This window comes from Methylophaga sp. SB9B, assembly GCF_004832235.1.
In the GTDB taxonomy this organism is placed as follows: domain Bacteria; phylum Pseudomonadota; class Gammaproteobacteria; order Nitrosococcales; family Methylophagaceae; genus Methylophaga; species Methylophaga muralis.
The window spans coordinates 394,443-410,477 of record NZ_SSXS01000001.1; the positions used below are offsets into that span (position 1 = coordinate 394,443).

The window sequence follows — 16,035 nt, forward strand, 5'->3', positions numbered from 1 at the left end:
TTCTCTGTTACTTAGCCTTTACGTGTAAGCCACATTCTTTGGTTTCAGGATTTTCCCACCACCAGCGACCCGCGCGAATATCTTCGCCCGGTGTAATCGCTCTAGTGCATGGGGCACAGCCAATACTGGCATAACCCTGATTATGTAATTCGTTAAATGGAACATCAAAAGCGCGGATATATTTCCATACTTCGCCATTGGACCAGTCCGTTAGTGGACTGAATTTTTGCAATCCATGATCGGCATCCCATTCTGATACTGGCAACTCACTACGGGTGACAGATTGTGACCGGCGCATGCCGGTCAGCCAGGCTTTTTTACCAGCCAAAGCACGATTTAACGGGGCAACCTTGCGGATGCCACAGCATTGTTTTCGCATTTCAACGCTGTCATAAAATGCATTCGGCCCATTGTGAGTGACAAACTGTTCAATACTCAGGGTATCGGGATAATAAACCTCAACCTCAAGGTTATAATGCTGTTTTGCCTGCTGCATTAATTCATAGGTTTCTTTAGGCAGCCGACCAGTATCCAAAGTGAAGATGCCGATTTGAGGTGCGAACTTGGCAATCATATCCATCAACACCATATCTTCAGCACCATAACTGGTGGCGAGAATCGCAGGACTATAATCAGCAGCTATCTGCTCCAGCAATTGTTTTGCTGCATCGACTTTTAATTGAAGCTTTTCATTTATTTCTGTCATTTCGAATTACTTTTTATTCGTTTAGTTTTTTACAGCGCTACATTTTTAGAAAGATTGATTTGGGCAGGAAGTTTACCAGCTGGCAATATTCAATCAATGAATATTATTTTCTATCTATATAGGTTTTAAATATATAAAGAGCTTATCGCCTCATACTTATTATTTAATTTGTTAACAAAGCCTTAACCTGTTTTGATAAAGACTGCTAATTGTTCACATTTCTTTCACGGTACTTAACCGATGCTCTATTTCCAAATCAACTCCAGGATGAGAGGCTGAAGATGACAACTTACAGACTTTTATTAGTAATAACAGCAGTATGTTCTGCTCTTATTACTGCTTTAATAATATATCCAGTCAACTCAAATAGCTTAAATGTGCCAATGCAGAATCAGGCTCCCCCCGTCTGGTTGCAAATGGATAACTCAACAGTAACTCAACGCCATAATATTGAAGAACCGTTGACTATGGCGATAAGAATTTGTACTGCTAATAACTGTGAATACATCGCCTTAAGCCCAGCTGAAGCGCAAAACCTGTTGACCACGGAAAACGACTTCGCGTCTCAAAATGATCAATATCAAATTACAGTGCCATTGCAATTACCGCAATATGGCGTACCGATAATTGAGATGTAAATTCCGATGAAAATTTTCAACTCTTTTATATAAAATATTTATAAACTTAATTTGATTACTAAACAAAAATGGATATAGCGCATGAAGTTGCAACAACTTAAGTATGTTCGCGAAGTCGCTCGTCGTGGTCTTAGTATTTCGGCTGCGGCTCAAGCTTTACATGCTTCCCAACCGGGTGTCAGCAACCAGATCCAGTTGTTAGAAGATGAATTAGGTTTATTAATATTTGAACGTCATGGAAAACGTTTGTCTGCAATTACACCTCTCGGAGAGTCCGTGATTGCCATGGCTGAGCGTGTATTACAAGAAGTGGATAATTTACGGGAGCAAGCTGCCGATAGTCGACATGAAAAAAAAGGCACGCTTTCAATTGGTACTACACATACTCAAGCCCGTTACGCCCTACCCAAAGCGATAAAAGCATTTTCTGAACAATACCCAGATGTGCATTTAAATATGGTGCAAGGCACACCACCCGAGGTGGCAGAAATGGCCGCTACCGGAAAAGTGGATTTAGCTATCGCCACTGAAGGATTGTCCAAATTTGATAATTTGGCGATTTTGCCTGCTACGAGTGGAATCGCACGGTAATTGCGCCACCCGGACACCGCTGTTAAATGAAAAAAAACTCACTCTGGAGGCAATCTCGAAATATCCCATTCTCACTTATGTCATGGGGTTTACTGGTCGCGCTCAACAAGATCAATCCTTTATTGAACAGGGTTTAAAACCTAATGTAATTTTCACAGCAACCGACGCAGATGTAATTAAAACCTACGTGGAACTTGGTCTTGGAATCGGCATTATCGCCAACATGGCATTTGATCCAATCAAAGATGCTCCGTTACAGGCAATGGATGCCAGTGGTTTATTTAAACCAAGTACAACGCATATGGGAATCCGCAAAGGCAGCTATCTGCGTGGCTATAGCTATGCTTTTATTGAGTTTTTTGCCCCACATTTACAACGCTCAACTATCCAAAACGCCATTGCATTGTGAATTTTTCCCTTTAGCATTTCGGAATGTGATGGTAGTTTATTCGGGCTAATTATTGGCATTCCAAATGAAATATAAGAAGGAAATATAATGAAAGCTGTATTAAAAGGCCTGGTTACAGGCTTGTTCCTGTTACCTGCACTGGTATTCGCTCATGGTGCTTCACGTCTGCAAGTCGAAGAAACTGTGTTGATTAATGCCGATGCTGAAACTGTATGGAACATGGTCAAAGATTTCGATAGTCTGCATAAATGGCATCCAGCCATCATTTCTACCGAGGCATCAGGTGGAAATGAAGTTGGGGCAACTCGCACATTAACACTTGATAACAATGCCACCATCACTGAAACATTAAAGCGTTTCGATGCGGAAAAAATGAGCTATCAATATGATATCGATTCCATGAGCTCTGTGGGTCAAGTGGATATCGAAGGTGAAATGCATGATATCCCTGCCGTTCCAGTCAGTCGTTATAAAGCATGGGTAACCGTTGAAGCTGAAGGCGATCAAACCAAAGTTACCTGGTTAGCCAAATTTTTCCGTGGTTATACCGGTAATCATCATGAACCTAAAGAGTTGAATGATGAAACGGCTACCAACGCTATTCAAGGTATTTTCCGTTCAGGCCTTGATACTTTGAAAGCCAAAATCGAAAACTAAGTTAAAACCGACTCAAACATTGAAGGCGCCTAAGGGCGCCTTTTTTATGGCTATCGAAATTTTAATGGTGGGAAAAAATCACTTTTTTCTGTATATTTTCTCCACTTGCTAATACAAGCCTCGGGGTGGTCGAAAGGCCTGAGATTCACCAGTTGGTGGAGACCCGATGAACCTGATCCAGGTAATACTGGCGTAGGGACAGGCGGCAACACCTTCTTGCTAGATCTATGCAAATGGCGTGATCCCCTGTCCTTTTTATGAAATTAAAAAGGATAGTCATGAAACCCACCCTGCTTTCCATTGCAGTTACCAGCGCGCTTTTTTCGCCCTGCGCAGTCGCTCAGAACACCAGTACTGATTTACCTTCCATGCTAGTAAGTGCCGACTTTCGTCCGGCTGAAGCTCAGGATATTCCCGTCAGTCTGACAACATTTGATGAAGAAATCATTGAATCCCGCGGTGCTCAGCATCTTGAAGATGTGTTGAATCTTGCACCCAATGTAAATCTCTCAAGTGGCGCTTCACGTGGTCAGTTTTTTCAGATCAGGGGTATTGGGGAACGTAGTCAATTTGCTGCGCCATTAAACCCTTCCGTGGGTTTAATTATTGATGGCATCGATTTCAGCCGTACTGGTGGTGCCGCAACATTATTTGATATTGAACAGGTCGAAGTGCTGCGAGGTCCACAGGGAACCCGTTATGGCACCAATGCTCTTGCTGGCGTAATCAATATGCAAAGCAAACAGGCCACCAACGAACTGGATATGAACTTTGAATCCACGTTGGCAAATTACAATACGCGCAGTGTGGGTGTTGCCGTTGGTGGGCCATTAATTAAAGATACCTTACTAGGCCGGGTTGCTGTTCATACTTATCAATCAGATGGGTTTATGGATAACGACTTTCTGGGTCGTGACAATACGCAAAATCGTGATGAGATTACTGCTCGCAGCCATTTAAAATGGTTAGTGAATAATGATTTAACCATTGACCTGAATCTGCTGCATCTAAATATTGATAATGGTTACGATGCTTTTACTCTTGATAACAGCCGAAATAGTCTTTCTGATGAACCTGGAGAAGATAAGCAACGGACCAATGCTTTTGCCTTAAAGAGTGATTGGCGGGCGAATAGCAAAGTTCAGTTACAGTCTGCAGTAACATATTCAAAATCAGATCTGACCTATAGCTACGATGTAGATTGGAATAATAGAGCTGCAAATGATGCTTTATTTAACCGTAACCCACCATCATGTCTCGATGACACCGACCCAGACGCATGTATATTTTTCCCATTCAACGCTTTTGAAGAATTTAATCGTACCCGCGAAAACCATTCATTTGAAATACGTGCATTATCCAATGAGGATGGCAGAATTTTTAATGATTCTAGCGACTGGACTGTTGGACTTTATTATTTATCTCAAGATGAAAAATTAGACTTTGAGTCTCCTTACACTCCATTAGTAAACCGATATGAAACAGAAAACACAGCACTGTTTGGTCAACTTGATACATATTTAACGGATAAGTTAACGTTAATTAGCGGACTCCGTGTTGAGTATTTTGATGCAAAATATCGTGACAATGAGGGTTTAAGCAAAGACCCAAATGAAGTGCTTTTCGGTGGAAAGCTCGGATTAAATTATCAGTTAACCGACCACCATATGTTATTTACCTCTTTATCACGCGGTTATAAATCGGGGGGAGTTAATAACGGTAATGGGGTTGAAGCCCAATACCGTGATTTTGATACCGAATATCTTTGGAACCTTGAAGTCGGCGCTAAATCTTTATGGCTTGATGGCGATTTAACGACTAATGTTGTTGTCTTCTATGGCATTCGTAAGGATGCGCAAGTTAAAAATTCCAGACAAGTTGAACAGTCTTTTATTGATTATCAACAAAATGCAGCTCGCGGCACCAATGCCGGAATAGAGTTCGATATCGATTGGTTGATTAATAATCAGTGGCGCACATTTGCAACGGTTGGTTTGTTACATACCGAGTTTGACCGATTCGATGCACGCGATGGACTTGATATCACTGGCCGAGATCAAGCGCATGCTCCAAGGTATCAATTTAGCTTGGGAGGAGAATACTATCTGAACAGAAACTGGACCTTCCGAGCTAATATTGAAGGTAAAGACGAGTTTTATTTCTCAAATAGCCATAATGAAAAGTCTGGTTCTTATGCCATTACTAATGCCAGCTTGCAATATCAGGAACAAAACTGGCGTGTGAATATCTGGAGTCGTAATTTATTTGATAAAGATTACTACACCAGAGGATTTTTCTTCGAAAATGATCCTGCTATCGGGTATCAACCTACACGATATGTTCAATATGCCGATCCACGTACTTTCGGTGTGACTATCTCTTACGACTACTAATTTAACGGAGCACGGCAGTGCCCCTTTCTAGGAAATCATTATGCGAATTTCTGTAGATATCAGCCTTTATCCGCTGACTGAACAATTTGTCGAACCAATTCTGGCGTTTATTGCCAAGTTGGAAAACAATTCAAAATTGATTGTGCATCGTAATACATTGAGCACCCAGATTTTTGGTGAATACCGGGATGTGATGGATGCGATGGATAGTGAAATTGAAGCCGTGTTTGCCCAAATACCACATAGTGTCTTTGTCTTAAAACTGATCGGTAATGATCGTCATCAAGTCAAAGACTGATGTCTGAATCAGGTTGGTGGGATATTACGCTAGCTGGACTGGCATCCATGAGTGGTTGGGAAGTATTTGCCGCTCTGCTAGGCATTGGTTATATCCTGTTTGCTGCCCGAGAATCACAATGGTGCTGGCCATTAGCGTTTATCAGTACCATTATTTACACCGTCCTGTTTTGGGAAAATCAGTTACCGATGCAGGCTCTACTCAACCTGTATTACATAGGTATGGCGGTGTATGGCTTTATTCTCTGGCATCGTCATGAAAATCAGACCGCAGAACTGAATATTCACAGCTGGCCATGGCAATACCATCTGATCTTTATTGCCACTGGTGGCTTTCTCAGCCTGATTTTTGGTTATTACTTATCGGCACACGCCACCCAATATCCCTATCTCGATGCTTTTGTAATGTTGTTTTCAGTGATGAATACCGTATTAATGGCACGAAAAGTATTGCAAAACTGGCTGTATTGGCAGGTTATCAATAGCTCTGCGATTGTGCTTTATGCACTGACGGGGTTCTACGCCACTATCGTGATGTTCAGTATTTATCTGTTTCTCGCTATGGCGGGGTATTTCAAATGGCGACAGTTATTAGCGGCTCAGCAAAATAAAGCTTAATAAAAAAGATGGGGATGATTAAGCCACACTTCGATATCGGTTTCCCCCAGTACGTTCATCGAAAACAGTAACAAGCGATACGGCAGCCGAACCTTCGTCAGGTCTGGGATAGACTGATAGTTCTGGTATTCAGTAGCAAAACATTCTGCTTGAGTTTGATCCAGTAAATATTCAAGCAATACGAACTCTAATGTTCTGGGCCCATAAACTATGGCATCCAGATCAACCAGGGCAGAGAGCTTGCCTTGCTGCATCAGAAACTGATCCCACCGCAAATCGGGCATTATTGGCACAAACGTGTTTTCACAGAGTTGTTCGACCTGCTTCAAGGCTGGTTTTAAAACAGTTTGATCAATCGAGTCAGCTTGTTGCTGCAAGGTTATTTTCAGACGCAGCGACCAATCTTCTGCTGTGAATTCTGAATGTTGCAGACTCCCCCATCGTGGATGCTGCTGCTGATGCATCAAACCGATATGGTTAGCCAGTGATTTAATAGCTAACGTCGTTACCGCTGATGCATCCACATCTTCACCAGCTAACCACCGAACCAGCACAAATTCCGCTTCCATTGAGCTAATGAGAGACGGAACGGTCAAAGGACTAATAGCGGAAATACGTTGGTAAACTTCTGCAATATTTCCCAATGACGCCGGAAAATTGATGGCAAACAGGCTATTCATAGCTTGCCAGAAAGCAGACTGATCGATATTGGCATGATCACACAGCTTCAAAACCATCGGTCCCTCGACGGTTTCACAAAACCAGAGTTGATGGCTGCTATCACTAAACTGGGCGGGAATTCTGCTTGCCGGTTTTAACAGTACCGGCAAGTCTTGTTGCTGTGGTTCAGAAAGCGTTGGATATTTTACCAAGGCAAAACTTCACCATTCATATGCCAGAAGGTGCCTGTGTTATCGATATTCAACTCTGCCATTCGATCCAGCAAACCTGCTACCGACTCGTCAGCATCAATCAAACCACCATGACCGGTCATATCAGTTCTGACCCAGCCTGGATGCAAAATAGCCACGGCAATACCTTTAGGTTTCAAATCTATTGATAGTGACTTGCCTGCAGCATTAACAGCAGCTTTGGACATGCGATACGCATAACTGCCACCGGAATCATTATCAGCGATAGATCCCATACGGCTGGTAATAATGCCTACCTTACTGCCCTGCTGTAGGTGATTCATCAATGCTTGAGTCGTCAATAAGGGACCAAGGCTATTGACTTCAAACATGCTTTTAAAGCTATCAATGGCATTAGTGTCAATATCATTGAGGCCTAGACCTGCGGCGATACCGGCATTATTAATCAGCCAATCAATTTTACGATCGCCAAGTTTTTCTGCAAGCGCTTTAAGACTGATGGGATTACTGACTTCAACATCTTCAATAATTTCCACATCAAGCTCAGCCAATGCAGGAGATCGATGACGACACGTTGCAATCACATCAAAGCCACGTGCTTTTAATTGCCGACATAATTCGAGCCCAATGCCCCTATTGCTGCCTGTTACCAGTGCGGTTTGTGACATATCCTGCTCCTTAATTCTGCTTACGAAGGTTTTTCATTGTAGTCATTGAGGGCGACAACACAACGCCTGCTTCGGTAACAATAGCGTTTATCAGCTCTGCCGGAGTGACATCAAATGCGGGATTCAACACATCAATACCATCTGGCGCAATTTGCTGGCTGGCAAGATGGGTTACTTCGATTGATGGTCGTTGCTCGATTGGAATTTGTTTTCCAGTCTGAGTTTGCCAATCAATGGTTGAAAGTGGTGCGACCACCATAACTTTCACCTGGTGATATTTAGCTAAAACGGCTAATGAGTAGGTACCTATTTTATTGGCCACATCCCCATTGGCGGCAATTCGATCTGCACCAACAATAACCCAGTCAATTTTACCCGAAGCCATTAAAGCAGCTGCTGCAACATCTGCCTGTAAAGTACAGGGAATTTTGTCTTGCATTAATTCCCAGGCGGTTAAGCGCGCACCTTGCAGCCAAGGTCGTGTTTCATCCACATAAACATGTTTTATTTTGCCATCTGAATAACCCTGGCGTATCACTCCTAACGCAGTACCAAATCCACCAGTCGCCAATGCGCCAGCATTACAATGCGTTAACACCATGCTGTCAGCAGCAATTAAGTCCGCTCCCAGTTTTCCCATTGTTTGATTGGCCGCAATATCCTGTTGATGAATGTGTATAGCCGCTTCCAATAAAGCCGTTTCTGGTGAGTGGGTTTCTGGCAAATTGATATAAATTGCTGTCATTTGCTCAATTGCCCAGGACAGATTCACCGCTGTTGGACGCGATGCTTCCAGTTTGGCCAATGGCTCATACATTGCCTGCTTCCAGTTCACACCTGCCTTGTTCCAAGCCTCCCGAGCGGCTAAAACCACCGCATATGCTGCTGTTACACCAATGGCTGGCGCACCCCTCACCACCATATCCCGAATCGCATTAGTCACATCATCTGTATGCTCAAAACTGAGCCAAACCTGTTGTGAAGGAAGCAAACGTTGATCCAGTAAATGCAGCTGCTCATCATGCCACTTAATCGGCTGAATCATTTCACTGATGCTTTGCACTGTGTTCTCCTGCTGATGGCGGTTATAATCGAGCGCTATGAAAAACGTCGATCTGATCATTAATGCCCGCTGGTGTCTGCCGATGACGGCAGAACAACTTATTCTCGAAAATCATTCTGTTGTCATCAATGATGGCAATATTGTAGCGCTATTACCGCAAACTCAGGCGGAACAGCTTTATCAAGCTACTCAGACACAGGATCTTGATGAACATTGCGTGATGCCTGGATTAATTAATAATCATGGCCATACCGCTATGACATTATTCCGTGGTTTAGCCGATGATCTACCGCTGATGACTTGGCTCAATAACCATATCTGGCCTGCTGAACAACAGTTTGTTGGCGATGCTTTTGTTGAAGCTGGTTCGGCTTTAGCTATTGCCGAAATGATCCGTGGTGGTACCACTGTTTCAGTGATATGTACTTCTTTCCTGAAGCAACTGCCCGAGTAGTCGATAGCAGCGGTATCCGAGCTAGTCTTGGTATGGTGGTGATTGAATTTCCCACCAATTGGGCAAAAGATGTAAATGAGTACTTACACAAAGGGCAGGCCTTACACGATAAGTATCGACATCATCCGCGTATTACCACTAACTATGCGCCGCATGCGCCTTACACAGTTTCAGATCAAACACTGCAAGCCATCATCATTAATGCCGAAGAACTGGATTTACCAATCCAGATGCATATTCATGAGACCGCTACTGAGGTATCAGACAGTGTGGCCCAATATGGCAAACGTCCATTGGCAAGGCTTAAAGATTTAGGTCTGCTTTCTCCTCGTCTGATTGCGGTACATATGACGCAGCTTACAGAAGAAGAAATGGACTGGTGCGCCGAAGCGGGCGTTCACATCGCGCATTGTCCTGAATCTAACTTGAAACTTGCCAGTGGATTTTCGCCAATCGCCGATCTGATCAAGCGTGGCGTCAATATCACTATTGGTACCGATGGCGCAGCATCCAATAACGATCTGGATATGTTTGCAGAAATGCGTCAGGCCGCAATATTGGCAAAAGGTGTTGCAGGTGATCCCAGCGTGGTACCTGCATATCAGGCATTGCAGATGGCAACCATTAATGCTGCTAAATCACTGGGCATTGATTCTGTCACCGGTTCACTTGAAATAGGTAAAGCCGCTGATATTATCGCTATCGATCTCAGCGAGATCGAAACACAACCTTTTTATGATCTACCGTCACAATTGGTTTATGCCACTGGGCGCGATAAAGTTTCTGATGTCTGGGTCGCGGGCAAACAATTATTAAAACAACGCCAGCTCACCACATTAAATGCACAACATGTATCTGCCCAGGCCCAACAATGGGCAACAAAAATAAGGTCTGTCTTATGACAAAACATAACGTCGATCCAGCTGAAGTCGCTAAATTCGATGCACTGGCATCTAGCTGGTGGGATCCGGAAGGTCAATCCAAACCGCTGCATGAAATCAATCCGCTGCGACTCGCGTTTATTAATGAAAGAACCCGGTTGAAAAACGCCAAGGCCGTAGACGTAGGTTGTGGCGGCGGTATTCTCACTGAGGCGTTGGTCAAAAGTGGTGCAGAAACTATTGGCATAGATATGGGCGAAATGCCACTCAATGTCGCCAAACTGCATGCGCTGGAAGCTGGCCTGAAAATCAAATACGAACTGACGACCGCAGAAGCCATGGCGGAAAAACATCCGGACGAATTTGATGTAGTGACCTGTATGGAAATGCTAGAACATGTGCCCGACCCACAGGCGATTATTAATGCCTGTGCGACAATGGCAAAACCGGGCGGAGATGTGTTTTTCTCCACCTTGAATCGCAATCCAAAAGCCTATCTGTTAGCCATTGTTGGTGCCGAATATATTGCCAAAATGCTACCCAAAGGCACTCATGACTACGCACGCTTTATTCGCCCGGCAGAACTGGCACGTTGCTGTCGGGAAGCCGGTCTGCATGTTTATGACATCACCGGCATCAGCTACAACCCACTGACCCGCCGTTATAAACTCAGCAGAGATGTTGATGTTAATTATCTTGTACATTGTCGACGGATCTGATGTTTATTTCTCCGTTTAATGTCGTGCTGTTTGATTTGGATGGCACATTGGTCGATACGGCACCAGATCTGGGCTATGCATTAAATACCTTATTAGAACAAGAAGGTCATCAACCGCTGGATCATGCACGAATTCGTCCTGTGGCAAGCCATGGCAGTGCCGGTCTGTTAAAACTGGGATTTGGCATTGAAAAAGAAGACCCTGTTTATCCGGCTCTGCAACAGCGCTTTTTAAGTCTTTATGCAGAAAACATCGCCCGCGAATCCGCTTTATTTATTGGTATGCAACAAGTGCTTGATGGTCTTACGGCTCAAGGTATTCGCTGGGGAGTTGTCACCAATAAACCGTCTTTTCTTACCATCCCGCTAATGGAAGCCTTGCAATTAACCGATGTCGCAGCTTGTATTGTCAGCGCGGATACCACGCCATTTAGTAAGCCACATCCTGCCCCAATGTTACATGCCTGTGAACTGCTGGATGCCAAGCCAGTGGACTGTATTTATATCGGTGATGCAGAACGGGATATTCAGGCAGCACATAATGCTCATGTGCGTTCAGTGGTCGCTTTATATGGGTACATTTCCGAAACTGATGAACCGGAATCGTGGCAGGCTGACTGCATGATTAATCACCCACATGAGATTTTACAATGGATTTAAGTCCCGAGTTTTTCCTGCGACATCAGGACTTATTGATTGTTTTGCTGGTTGGTATTTTGTTAGGCATCGTTATCGGTCTGTTTATCCGCAGTGGCAAAATTCGCACACTGGAAAAAAACAATGCTGAGCTGGATCTGACATTGCAATTGGAACAGAAAAACAAACGCCAAATGGATGAGATTCTGTCTCAAACCCGTGAACAATTAGCCAATACCTTTAATCAACTTTCCAATGAAGCATTGACGCGAAATAACACCAGCTTTTTGCGGCTGGCTGAAGAAAATCTGAAACGCTTCCAAAGTGAAGCCAAAGCGGATTTGGGGTCAAAAGAAAAAGCCATTGAACAAATGCTCAAGCCAATCAATGAAGCATTGCAGCAGACCAGCAAGCAGATTCAGGAAATTGAAAAGGATCGCAAAGAGGCTTACGGCAGCCTGACCTCAACTATCGCCCAAATGAATTTAAGTCAACAACAGTTGCAGCAGGAAACGCAAAATCTGGTGCAGGCACTGCGCCGCCCTGAGGTACGAGGTCAGTGGGGTGAAATGACTTTACGCCGATTAGCTGAACTAAGTGGCATGGTCGCGCATTGTGATTTTTATGAGCAAACTCACACGGCCACCGAAACGGGAAGTATTCGGCCCGATATGATTGTTCGCTTACCGGAAAAACGCGAAATTATTGTTGATGCAAAAACACCGCTGGATGCCTATTTATCCGCTATTCAGGCCAAAGATGATCTCACCCGTAAACTGGAATTAAAGCGTCACGCTCAAATCATTCGCGGCAGGATTAAAGAACTGTCCCGCAAAAATTACTGGGCTGAATATTCTCAGTCTCCCGAATTTGTCGTGTTATTTATTCCTGGCGAACAATTCCTCTCCGCAGCATTGGAAGTAGATCCTGCCCTATTGGAAGACAGCATGAGCCAGAATATTATTCTGGCCACCCCCACCAACTTTATCGCACTGTTAAGAGCCGTTTCTTATGGCTGGAAACAACAGGCTTTGGCAGAAAATGCTGAAGTGATTCGTGAGCTGGGTGAAACCTTATATAAACGGCTTTCTACTTTTGGCAATCATCTGAGCAAGTTGGGTAACAGCCTGGGAAGCAGCGTCAATCATTTCAATAGTGCAGTCGGCTCTCTGGAACGTCAGGTATTACCGGGGGCACGTAAATTTACTGAAATGGGTATCAGCAGTAAAAACGAAATCACCGAATTACCCCCAATAGAACAACTGCCACGACCAGTCCAAAACCTTAGTGATGAGGAATAAATCCGAACTCGACCAGGCGTATGCGTTTTGTCTGAATATGGCGAAATCGCATTACGAAAATTTTCCGGTTGCCTCCATTTTATTGCCCAAAACACTACGCCATCCTATTGCTGTTATTTATGCCTTTGCCAGAACGGCCGATGATTTTGCCGACGAAGATAATATTCCGGCAGAAGATAGGTTACGTTTGCTCAATTCCTATAGCCAGTATCTGTCGGAAATCGCTGATCAAAGTTATGTAGGTAATGATCCTATTTTTCTGGCACTACAAGATACTGTGCATCGTTTTAATTTACCGATTCAATTATTAGAAGATTTGTTAATCGCCTTTAGACAGGATGTAGTTAAATCACGTTATACAACATTCAATGAAGTTCTCGACTATTGCCGGTTTTCAGCCAACCCGGTAGGACGTCTTCTTTTGCATCTTCAGGGCCCCTCGACTCAGCAACAGCTTCAACAATCCGATGCCATTTGTACATCACTGCAGTTAGTCAATTTCTATCAGGATATTGTGCAGGACTATACAGAGCAGAACCGTATTTATATTCCTCAGGATGAGCTTGCTGCAATCGGGATTGATGAGGCAAATTTAATTCAAGCTGATACCATCATATTAGCTCCGTTGCTGCGTAGCCTTTATCTGCGTACTGAACAAATAATGAGTGAAGGACTTGAGCTTGGCTCATCGTTATCCGGTCGTCTAGGTTGGGAAATCAGGGCAATGACATTAGGTGGTTTAACTACCTTGTCAGCACTAATACAACAACCTGATAAAGCACTGTTGAACCGTCCCAGGCTATCACGTAGAACAATGATAGGAGTGATACTAAACAGTGCCTTTAAAACGCGTTACAAACAAATCACTGATAGGTTATTAGCGACCTAACATTATTGCCTTCTGACACCTAATGCCAGATGCAAGCCTGGTTACATGCAAAGTCATTAAATTACGACGAAACATAATTTTACGGTTATCTATAAGCTCTTTTATGCTAACGTCATAACTGAACATAATTGCAACTGTAGGCGCCTTCTTGAATTTAATATATCTATTTGCACCATTAATTATTTTATTAATTTGCGTTTCTTTTCTTAGCTTATCAACCAACGAAAAATGGTGGATTCGTGTACATGATTTTCCACGAATACAATATGTTGTGCTGGCTTTTGTATTACTGATTGCTGAGGTTTTGTTATTAGATTACTCGAAAGTCAGTTTTTGGCTGCTGTTTATTCCAACACTATTAGTTGTCGCTTATCAGCTCTGGTGGATATTGCCTTATACAAAACTCTATTCTCAAGAAGTGGCCCAAACGTATGATTTGGATGATATAAACAGTATCAAAATAATGACTGCCAATGTGCTGATGACAAACAAGAACATTGAAAAATTGGTTTTGTTGATAAAGGAAAATAAACCAGATGTTTTAGTTACTCTAGAAACTAATTATTGGTGGCAAAAACAACTGAAAGTTATCGAAAATGATTATCCATACCGGATGAATTGCCCCCAAGAGAATTTGTATGGCATGCATGTCTATTCCAGATATGTGTTATCCGAATCTAAAACCGAGTTCCTGGTTGAAGATGATATTCCTTCAATGCATACACTACTCACCCTTCCATCCGGACACAATATTCGAATCCATTTTCTCCATCCTGCCCCCCCCAGCCCAACTGAAAACGAAGCGTCATCGGAACGCGATGCTGAACTGATTATGGTTGCTAAAAGTGTTGCGGATGCCGATTTACCAGTGATTGTGACTGGCGATCTTAATGATGTTGCATGGTCTACTACTACACGCTTATTCCGTAAAGTTAGTAAATTATTAGATCCGCGGATCGGTAGAGGTATGTTTAATACCTTTCATGCTAAATATTGGTTTATGCGATGGCCTCTGGATCATCTCTTCCATAGTGAACATTTTAAGCTCTATGATATCCGGCGTTTGCCACACTTTGGCTCTGATCACTTTGCTTTGCTAACCCAATTGATATATATGACTAATACGACGAGCGAATCACGTTCAGGTCTTGTGATAGCTAAAGAAGATGTAAATCTTGCTAAACAAAAGATGGCTTCAGAAAATGTAAAAGAAAACGATGTCCCTAATCCTGGTTAGATAGCCTTTTTGAAATTTTTGTAGTTACCGTTAAGGATAAATATTTTGTTATCAAAAATAGTGTCAACTTTTCTTGTATTCACAGTCCTAATACTTACTGGATGCGCCCATCACAATAAACATGGCCACGTACCACCGGGACACGATCCTGCAGGTCCAGGCAACAGCGAAAATGCTCCAGGACATAATAAAATCAAGAAATATTGAAATCAGCTTTTATTTTTGTATTTAAATGCCAACGCTGTCGTAAGAATTTAAAAGTCCACTCACTTTAGCTTTAATTATTAATCCGGAGATAATGTTAGTTGTTTGCTGATATACATTAGCTATCTTGCAAGCACGAGACATGAACATTCAGGTTCATCCTATGTCGGTTTTGTAGGAGCAACAACTGACCACTCCGTTCAAGTAGGTCACATTGTCTAAACGATAGATAATAAAAAAGGCCACCCTTTTCGGGTTTATCTTGGGTTTCAGGCCTACTTTGATGAGATGCATCCCTGCATCTCACCCTTCGGGCGTCTATCGCGTCCAACGCTGTTCCAGACGATTTTGTTATGTCCATGGATGGTCGGTATGCCGCTAATGCAGGAGCAGTTAGCGGCCACATGGGTAGTTGCCATGCTCAGGCAGGACACTGTAAACCTTCAAGACAAAAAAAAGGCCACCCCAATCGGAGTGGCCTTTTCTATTATATAAAGCCTGGCAGTGACCTACTTTCACATGGGAACTCCCACACTATCATCGGCGCTGAGCTGTTTCACTTCTGTGTTCGGGATGGGAACAGGTGGGACCAACTCGCTATGGCCGCCAGGCATAACTTGGTGCTTGCTTTTCAGGCAAGCTAATTCGGGAAGTAAAGGTTTTTATCGCTTATGCGCACCCAACTTACTTGGGGTTATATGGTCAAGCCTCACGGGCAATTAGTATTGGTTAGCTTCATACATTACTGCACTTCCACACCCAACCTATCAACGTAGTGGTCTTCTACGGCCCTTCAGGGACTT

At 43.3% G+C, this 16,035-nt stretch carries 14 protein-coding genes, 2 rRNA genes, 2 pseudogenes and 1 riboswitch; of the genes and pseudogenes, 12 read left to right on the forward strand and 6 right to left on the reverse strand.

The window, feature by feature from the left end:
- Nucleotides 1-7: 7 nt before the first annotated feature.
- Nucleotides 8-706 (reverse strand): phosphoadenylyl-sulfate reductase, encoded by a 699-nt coding sequence (locus tag E8Q33_RS01970; protein WP_136552430.1) that lies wholly within the window; start codon nucleotides 704-706, stop codon nucleotides 8-10.
- 281 nt (nucleotides 707-987) lie between these two features.
- Here E8Q33_RS01970 and E8Q33_RS15405 point away from each other — a divergent pair, with 281 nt between their 5' ends.
- The 6 genes and pseudogenes from E8Q33_RS15405 (at nucleotide 988) to pnuC (ending at nucleotide 6,309) form a co-directional block, all read left to right on the forward strand.
- Nucleotides 988-1,344: a hypothetical protein gene (locus E8Q33_RS15405; RefSeq protein WP_168800116.1), complete on the forward strand. Its 357-nt coding sequence runs from the start codon at nucleotides 988-990 to the stop codon at nucleotides 1,342-1,344.
- Between the two features lie 81 nt (nucleotides 1,345-1,425).
- Nucleotides 1,426-2,344, forward strand: a pseudogene (locus E8Q33_RS01980) (CysB family HTH-type transcriptional regulator).
- An 87-nt stretch (nucleotides 2,345-2,431) separates the two neighbouring features.
- Complete coding sequence (locus E8Q33_RS01985) at nucleotides 2,432-3,001, forward strand: SRPBCC family protein (protein ID WP_069296907.1); 570 nt, start codon at nucleotides 2,432-2,434, stop codon at nucleotides 2,999-3,001.
- Nucleotides 3,002-3,112: 111 nt separating this feature from the next.
- Nucleotides 3,113-3,218, forward strand: a riboswitch (TPP riboswitch).
- A gap of 61 nt (nucleotides 3,219-3,279) precedes the next feature.
- A complete protein-coding gene (locus E8Q33_RS01990; RefSeq protein ID WP_136552434.1) occupies nucleotides 3,280-5,394 on the forward strand; it encodes a TonB-dependent receptor in 2,115 nt (704 codons plus the stop codon).
- Nucleotides 5,395-5,434: 40 nt separating this feature from the next.
- The gene (locus E8Q33_RS01995; RefSeq protein WP_136552436.1) at nucleotides 5,435-5,692 is read left to right on the forward strand and encodes a YkoF family thiamine/hydroxymethylpyrimidine-binding protein; all 258 of its coding nucleotides are present in this window, start codon (nucleotides 5,435-5,437) and stop codon (nucleotides 5,690-5,692) included.
- Nucleotides 5,692-6,309: a nicotinamide riboside transporter PnuC gene (gene pnuC, locus E8Q33_RS02000; protein WP_136552438.1), complete on the forward strand. Its 618-nt coding sequence runs from the start codon at nucleotides 5,692-5,694 to the stop codon at nucleotides 6,307-6,309. Before E8Q33_RS01995 ends, pnuC begins: the two co-directional genes overlap by 1 nt.
- On the opposite strand, the gene E8Q33_RS02005 is transcribed toward pnuC, so the two are convergent.
- Genes E8Q33_RS02005 through mtnA form a run of 3 tightly spaced genes read right to left on the reverse strand, consistent with a single transcriptional unit; the run spans nucleotide 6,306 to nucleotide 8,912 of the window.
- Nucleotides 6,306-7,181, reverse strand: coding sequence for a phosphotransferase (locus tag E8Q33_RS02005; RefSeq protein WP_136552440.1), 876 nt, complete (start codon nucleotides 7,179-7,181; stop codon nucleotides 6,306-6,308). The genes pnuC and E8Q33_RS02005 overlap by 4 nt on opposite strands.
- Nucleotides 7,175-7,849 carry an SDR family oxidoreductase gene (locus E8Q33_RS02010; RefSeq protein ID WP_136552442.1) on the reverse strand — a complete coding sequence of 225 codons (675 nt, stop codon included), beginning with the start codon at nucleotides 7,847-7,849 and terminating at the stop codon, nucleotides 7,175-7,177. The genes E8Q33_RS02005 and E8Q33_RS02010 overlap by 7 nt, the downstream gene beginning before the upstream one ends.
- A 10-nt stretch (nucleotides 7,850-7,859) precedes the next feature.
- Nucleotides 7,860-8,912, reverse strand: coding sequence for an S-methyl-5-thioribose-1-phosphate isomerase (mtnA, locus tag E8Q33_RS02015; RefSeq protein WP_136552443.1), 1,053 nt, complete (start codon nucleotides 8,910-8,912; stop codon nucleotides 7,860-7,862).
- Between the two features lie 37 nt (nucleotides 8,913-8,949).
- Between mtnA and E8Q33_RS02020 the strand changes: the two are divergent.
- The 6 genes and pseudogenes from E8Q33_RS02020 (at nucleotide 8,950) to E8Q33_RS02045 (ending at nucleotide 15,028) form a co-directional block, all read left to right on the forward strand.
- Nucleotides 8,950-10,268 (forward strand): annotated as a pseudogene (locus E8Q33_RS02020) (TRZ/ATZ family hydrolase).
- Nucleotides 10,265-10,966, forward strand: a complete 702-nt coding sequence (gene ubiG, locus E8Q33_RS02025) for a bifunctional 2-polyprenyl-6-hydroxyphenol methylase/3-demethylubiquinol 3-O-methyltransferase UbiG (protein ID WP_136552444.1) — start codon at nucleotides 10,265-10,267, stop codon at nucleotides 10,964-10,966. The pseudogene E8Q33_RS02020 and the gene ubiG overlap by 4 nt, the downstream one beginning before the upstream one ends.
- Nucleotides 10,966-11,625 carry an HAD family hydrolase gene (locus E8Q33_RS02030; protein ID WP_136552446.1) on the forward strand — a complete coding sequence of 220 codons (660 nt, stop codon included), beginning with the start codon at nucleotides 10,966-10,968 and terminating at the stop codon, nucleotides 11,623-11,625. The genes ubiG and E8Q33_RS02030 overlap by 1 nt, the downstream gene beginning before the upstream one ends.
- On the forward strand, nucleotides 11,616-12,902 hold the full coding sequence (gene rmuC, locus E8Q33_RS02035) for a DNA recombination protein RmuC (protein ID WP_069296899.1): 1,287 nt from the start codon (nucleotides 11,616-11,618) through the stop codon (nucleotides 12,900-12,902). Before E8Q33_RS02030 ends, rmuC begins: the two co-directional genes overlap by 10 nt.
- Nucleotides 12,892-13,791 carry a squalene synthase HpnC gene (gene hpnC / locus E8Q33_RS02040; RefSeq protein ID WP_136552448.1) on the forward strand — a complete coding sequence of 300 codons (900 nt, stop codon included), beginning with the start codon at nucleotides 12,892-12,894 and terminating at the stop codon, nucleotides 13,789-13,791. Before rmuC ends, hpnC begins: the two co-directional genes overlap by 11 nt.
- A gap of 148 nt (nucleotides 13,792-13,939) precedes the next feature.
- On the forward strand, nucleotides 13,940-15,028 hold the full coding sequence (locus E8Q33_RS02045) for an endonuclease/exonuclease/phosphatase family protein (RefSeq protein ID WP_136552450.1): 1,089 nt from the start codon (nucleotides 13,940-13,942) through the stop codon (nucleotides 15,026-15,028).
- 700 nt (nucleotides 15,029-15,728) lie between these two features.
- On the opposite strand, the gene rrf is transcribed toward E8Q33_RS02045, so the two are convergent.
- Together rrf and E8Q33_RS02055 are read right to left on the reverse strand one after the other, a co-directional pair.
- Nucleotides 15,729-15,843 (reverse strand): 5S ribosomal RNA (gene rrf, locus E8Q33_RS02050).
- Nucleotides 15,844-15,930: 87 nt separating this feature from the next.
- Nucleotides 15,931-16,035, reverse strand: a 23S ribosomal RNA gene (locus E8Q33_RS02055); the annotation flags it as partial.

What these genes read in the sequence shown, in the direction of transcription:
- E8Q33_RS02010 (WP_136552442.1), bottom strand. Translation starts at nt 7,849, where the DNA reads ATGTCACAAACCGCACTGGTAACAGGCAGCAATAGGGGCATTGGGCTC.
- E8Q33_RS02030 (WP_136552446.1), top strand. Translation starts at nt 10,966, where the DNA reads ATGTTTATTTCTCCGTTTAATGTCGTGCTGTTTGATTTGGATGGCACA.
- E8Q33_RS01995 (WP_136552436.1), top strand. Translation starts at nt 5,435, where the DNA reads ATGCGAATTTCTGTAGATATCAGCCTTTATCCGCTGACTGAACAATTT.
- pnuC (WP_136552438.1), top strand. Translation starts at nt 5,692, where the DNA reads ATGTCTGAATCAGGTTGGTGGGATATTACGCTAGCTGGACTGGCATCC.
- hpnC (WP_136552448.1), top strand. Translation starts at nt 12,892, where the DNA reads ATGAGGAATAAATCCGAACTCGACCAGGCGTATGCGTTTTGTCTGAAT.
- ubiG (WP_136552444.1), top strand. Translation starts at nt 10,265, where the DNA reads ATGACAAAACATAACGTCGATCCAGCTGAAGTCGCTAAATTCGATGCA.
- E8Q33_RS01990 (WP_136552434.1), top strand. Translation starts at nt 3,280, where the DNA reads ATGAAACCCACCCTGCTTTCCATTGCAGTTACCAGCGCGCTTTTTTCG.
- E8Q33_RS01970 (WP_136552430.1), bottom strand. Translation starts at nt 706, where the DNA reads ATGACAGAAATAAATGAAAAGCTTCAATTAAAAGTCGATGCAGCAAAA.
- E8Q33_RS15405 (WP_168800116.1), top strand. Translation starts at nt 988, where the DNA reads ATGACAACTTACAGACTTTTATTAGTAATAACAGCAGTATGTTCTGCT.
- rmuC (WP_069296899.1), top strand. Translation starts at nt 11,616, where the DNA reads ATGGATTTAAGTCCCGAGTTTTTCCTGCGACATCAGGACTTATTGATT.
- E8Q33_RS01985 (WP_069296907.1), top strand. Translation starts at nt 2,432, where the DNA reads ATGAAAGCTGTATTAAAAGGCCTGGTTACAGGCTTGTTCCTGTTACCT.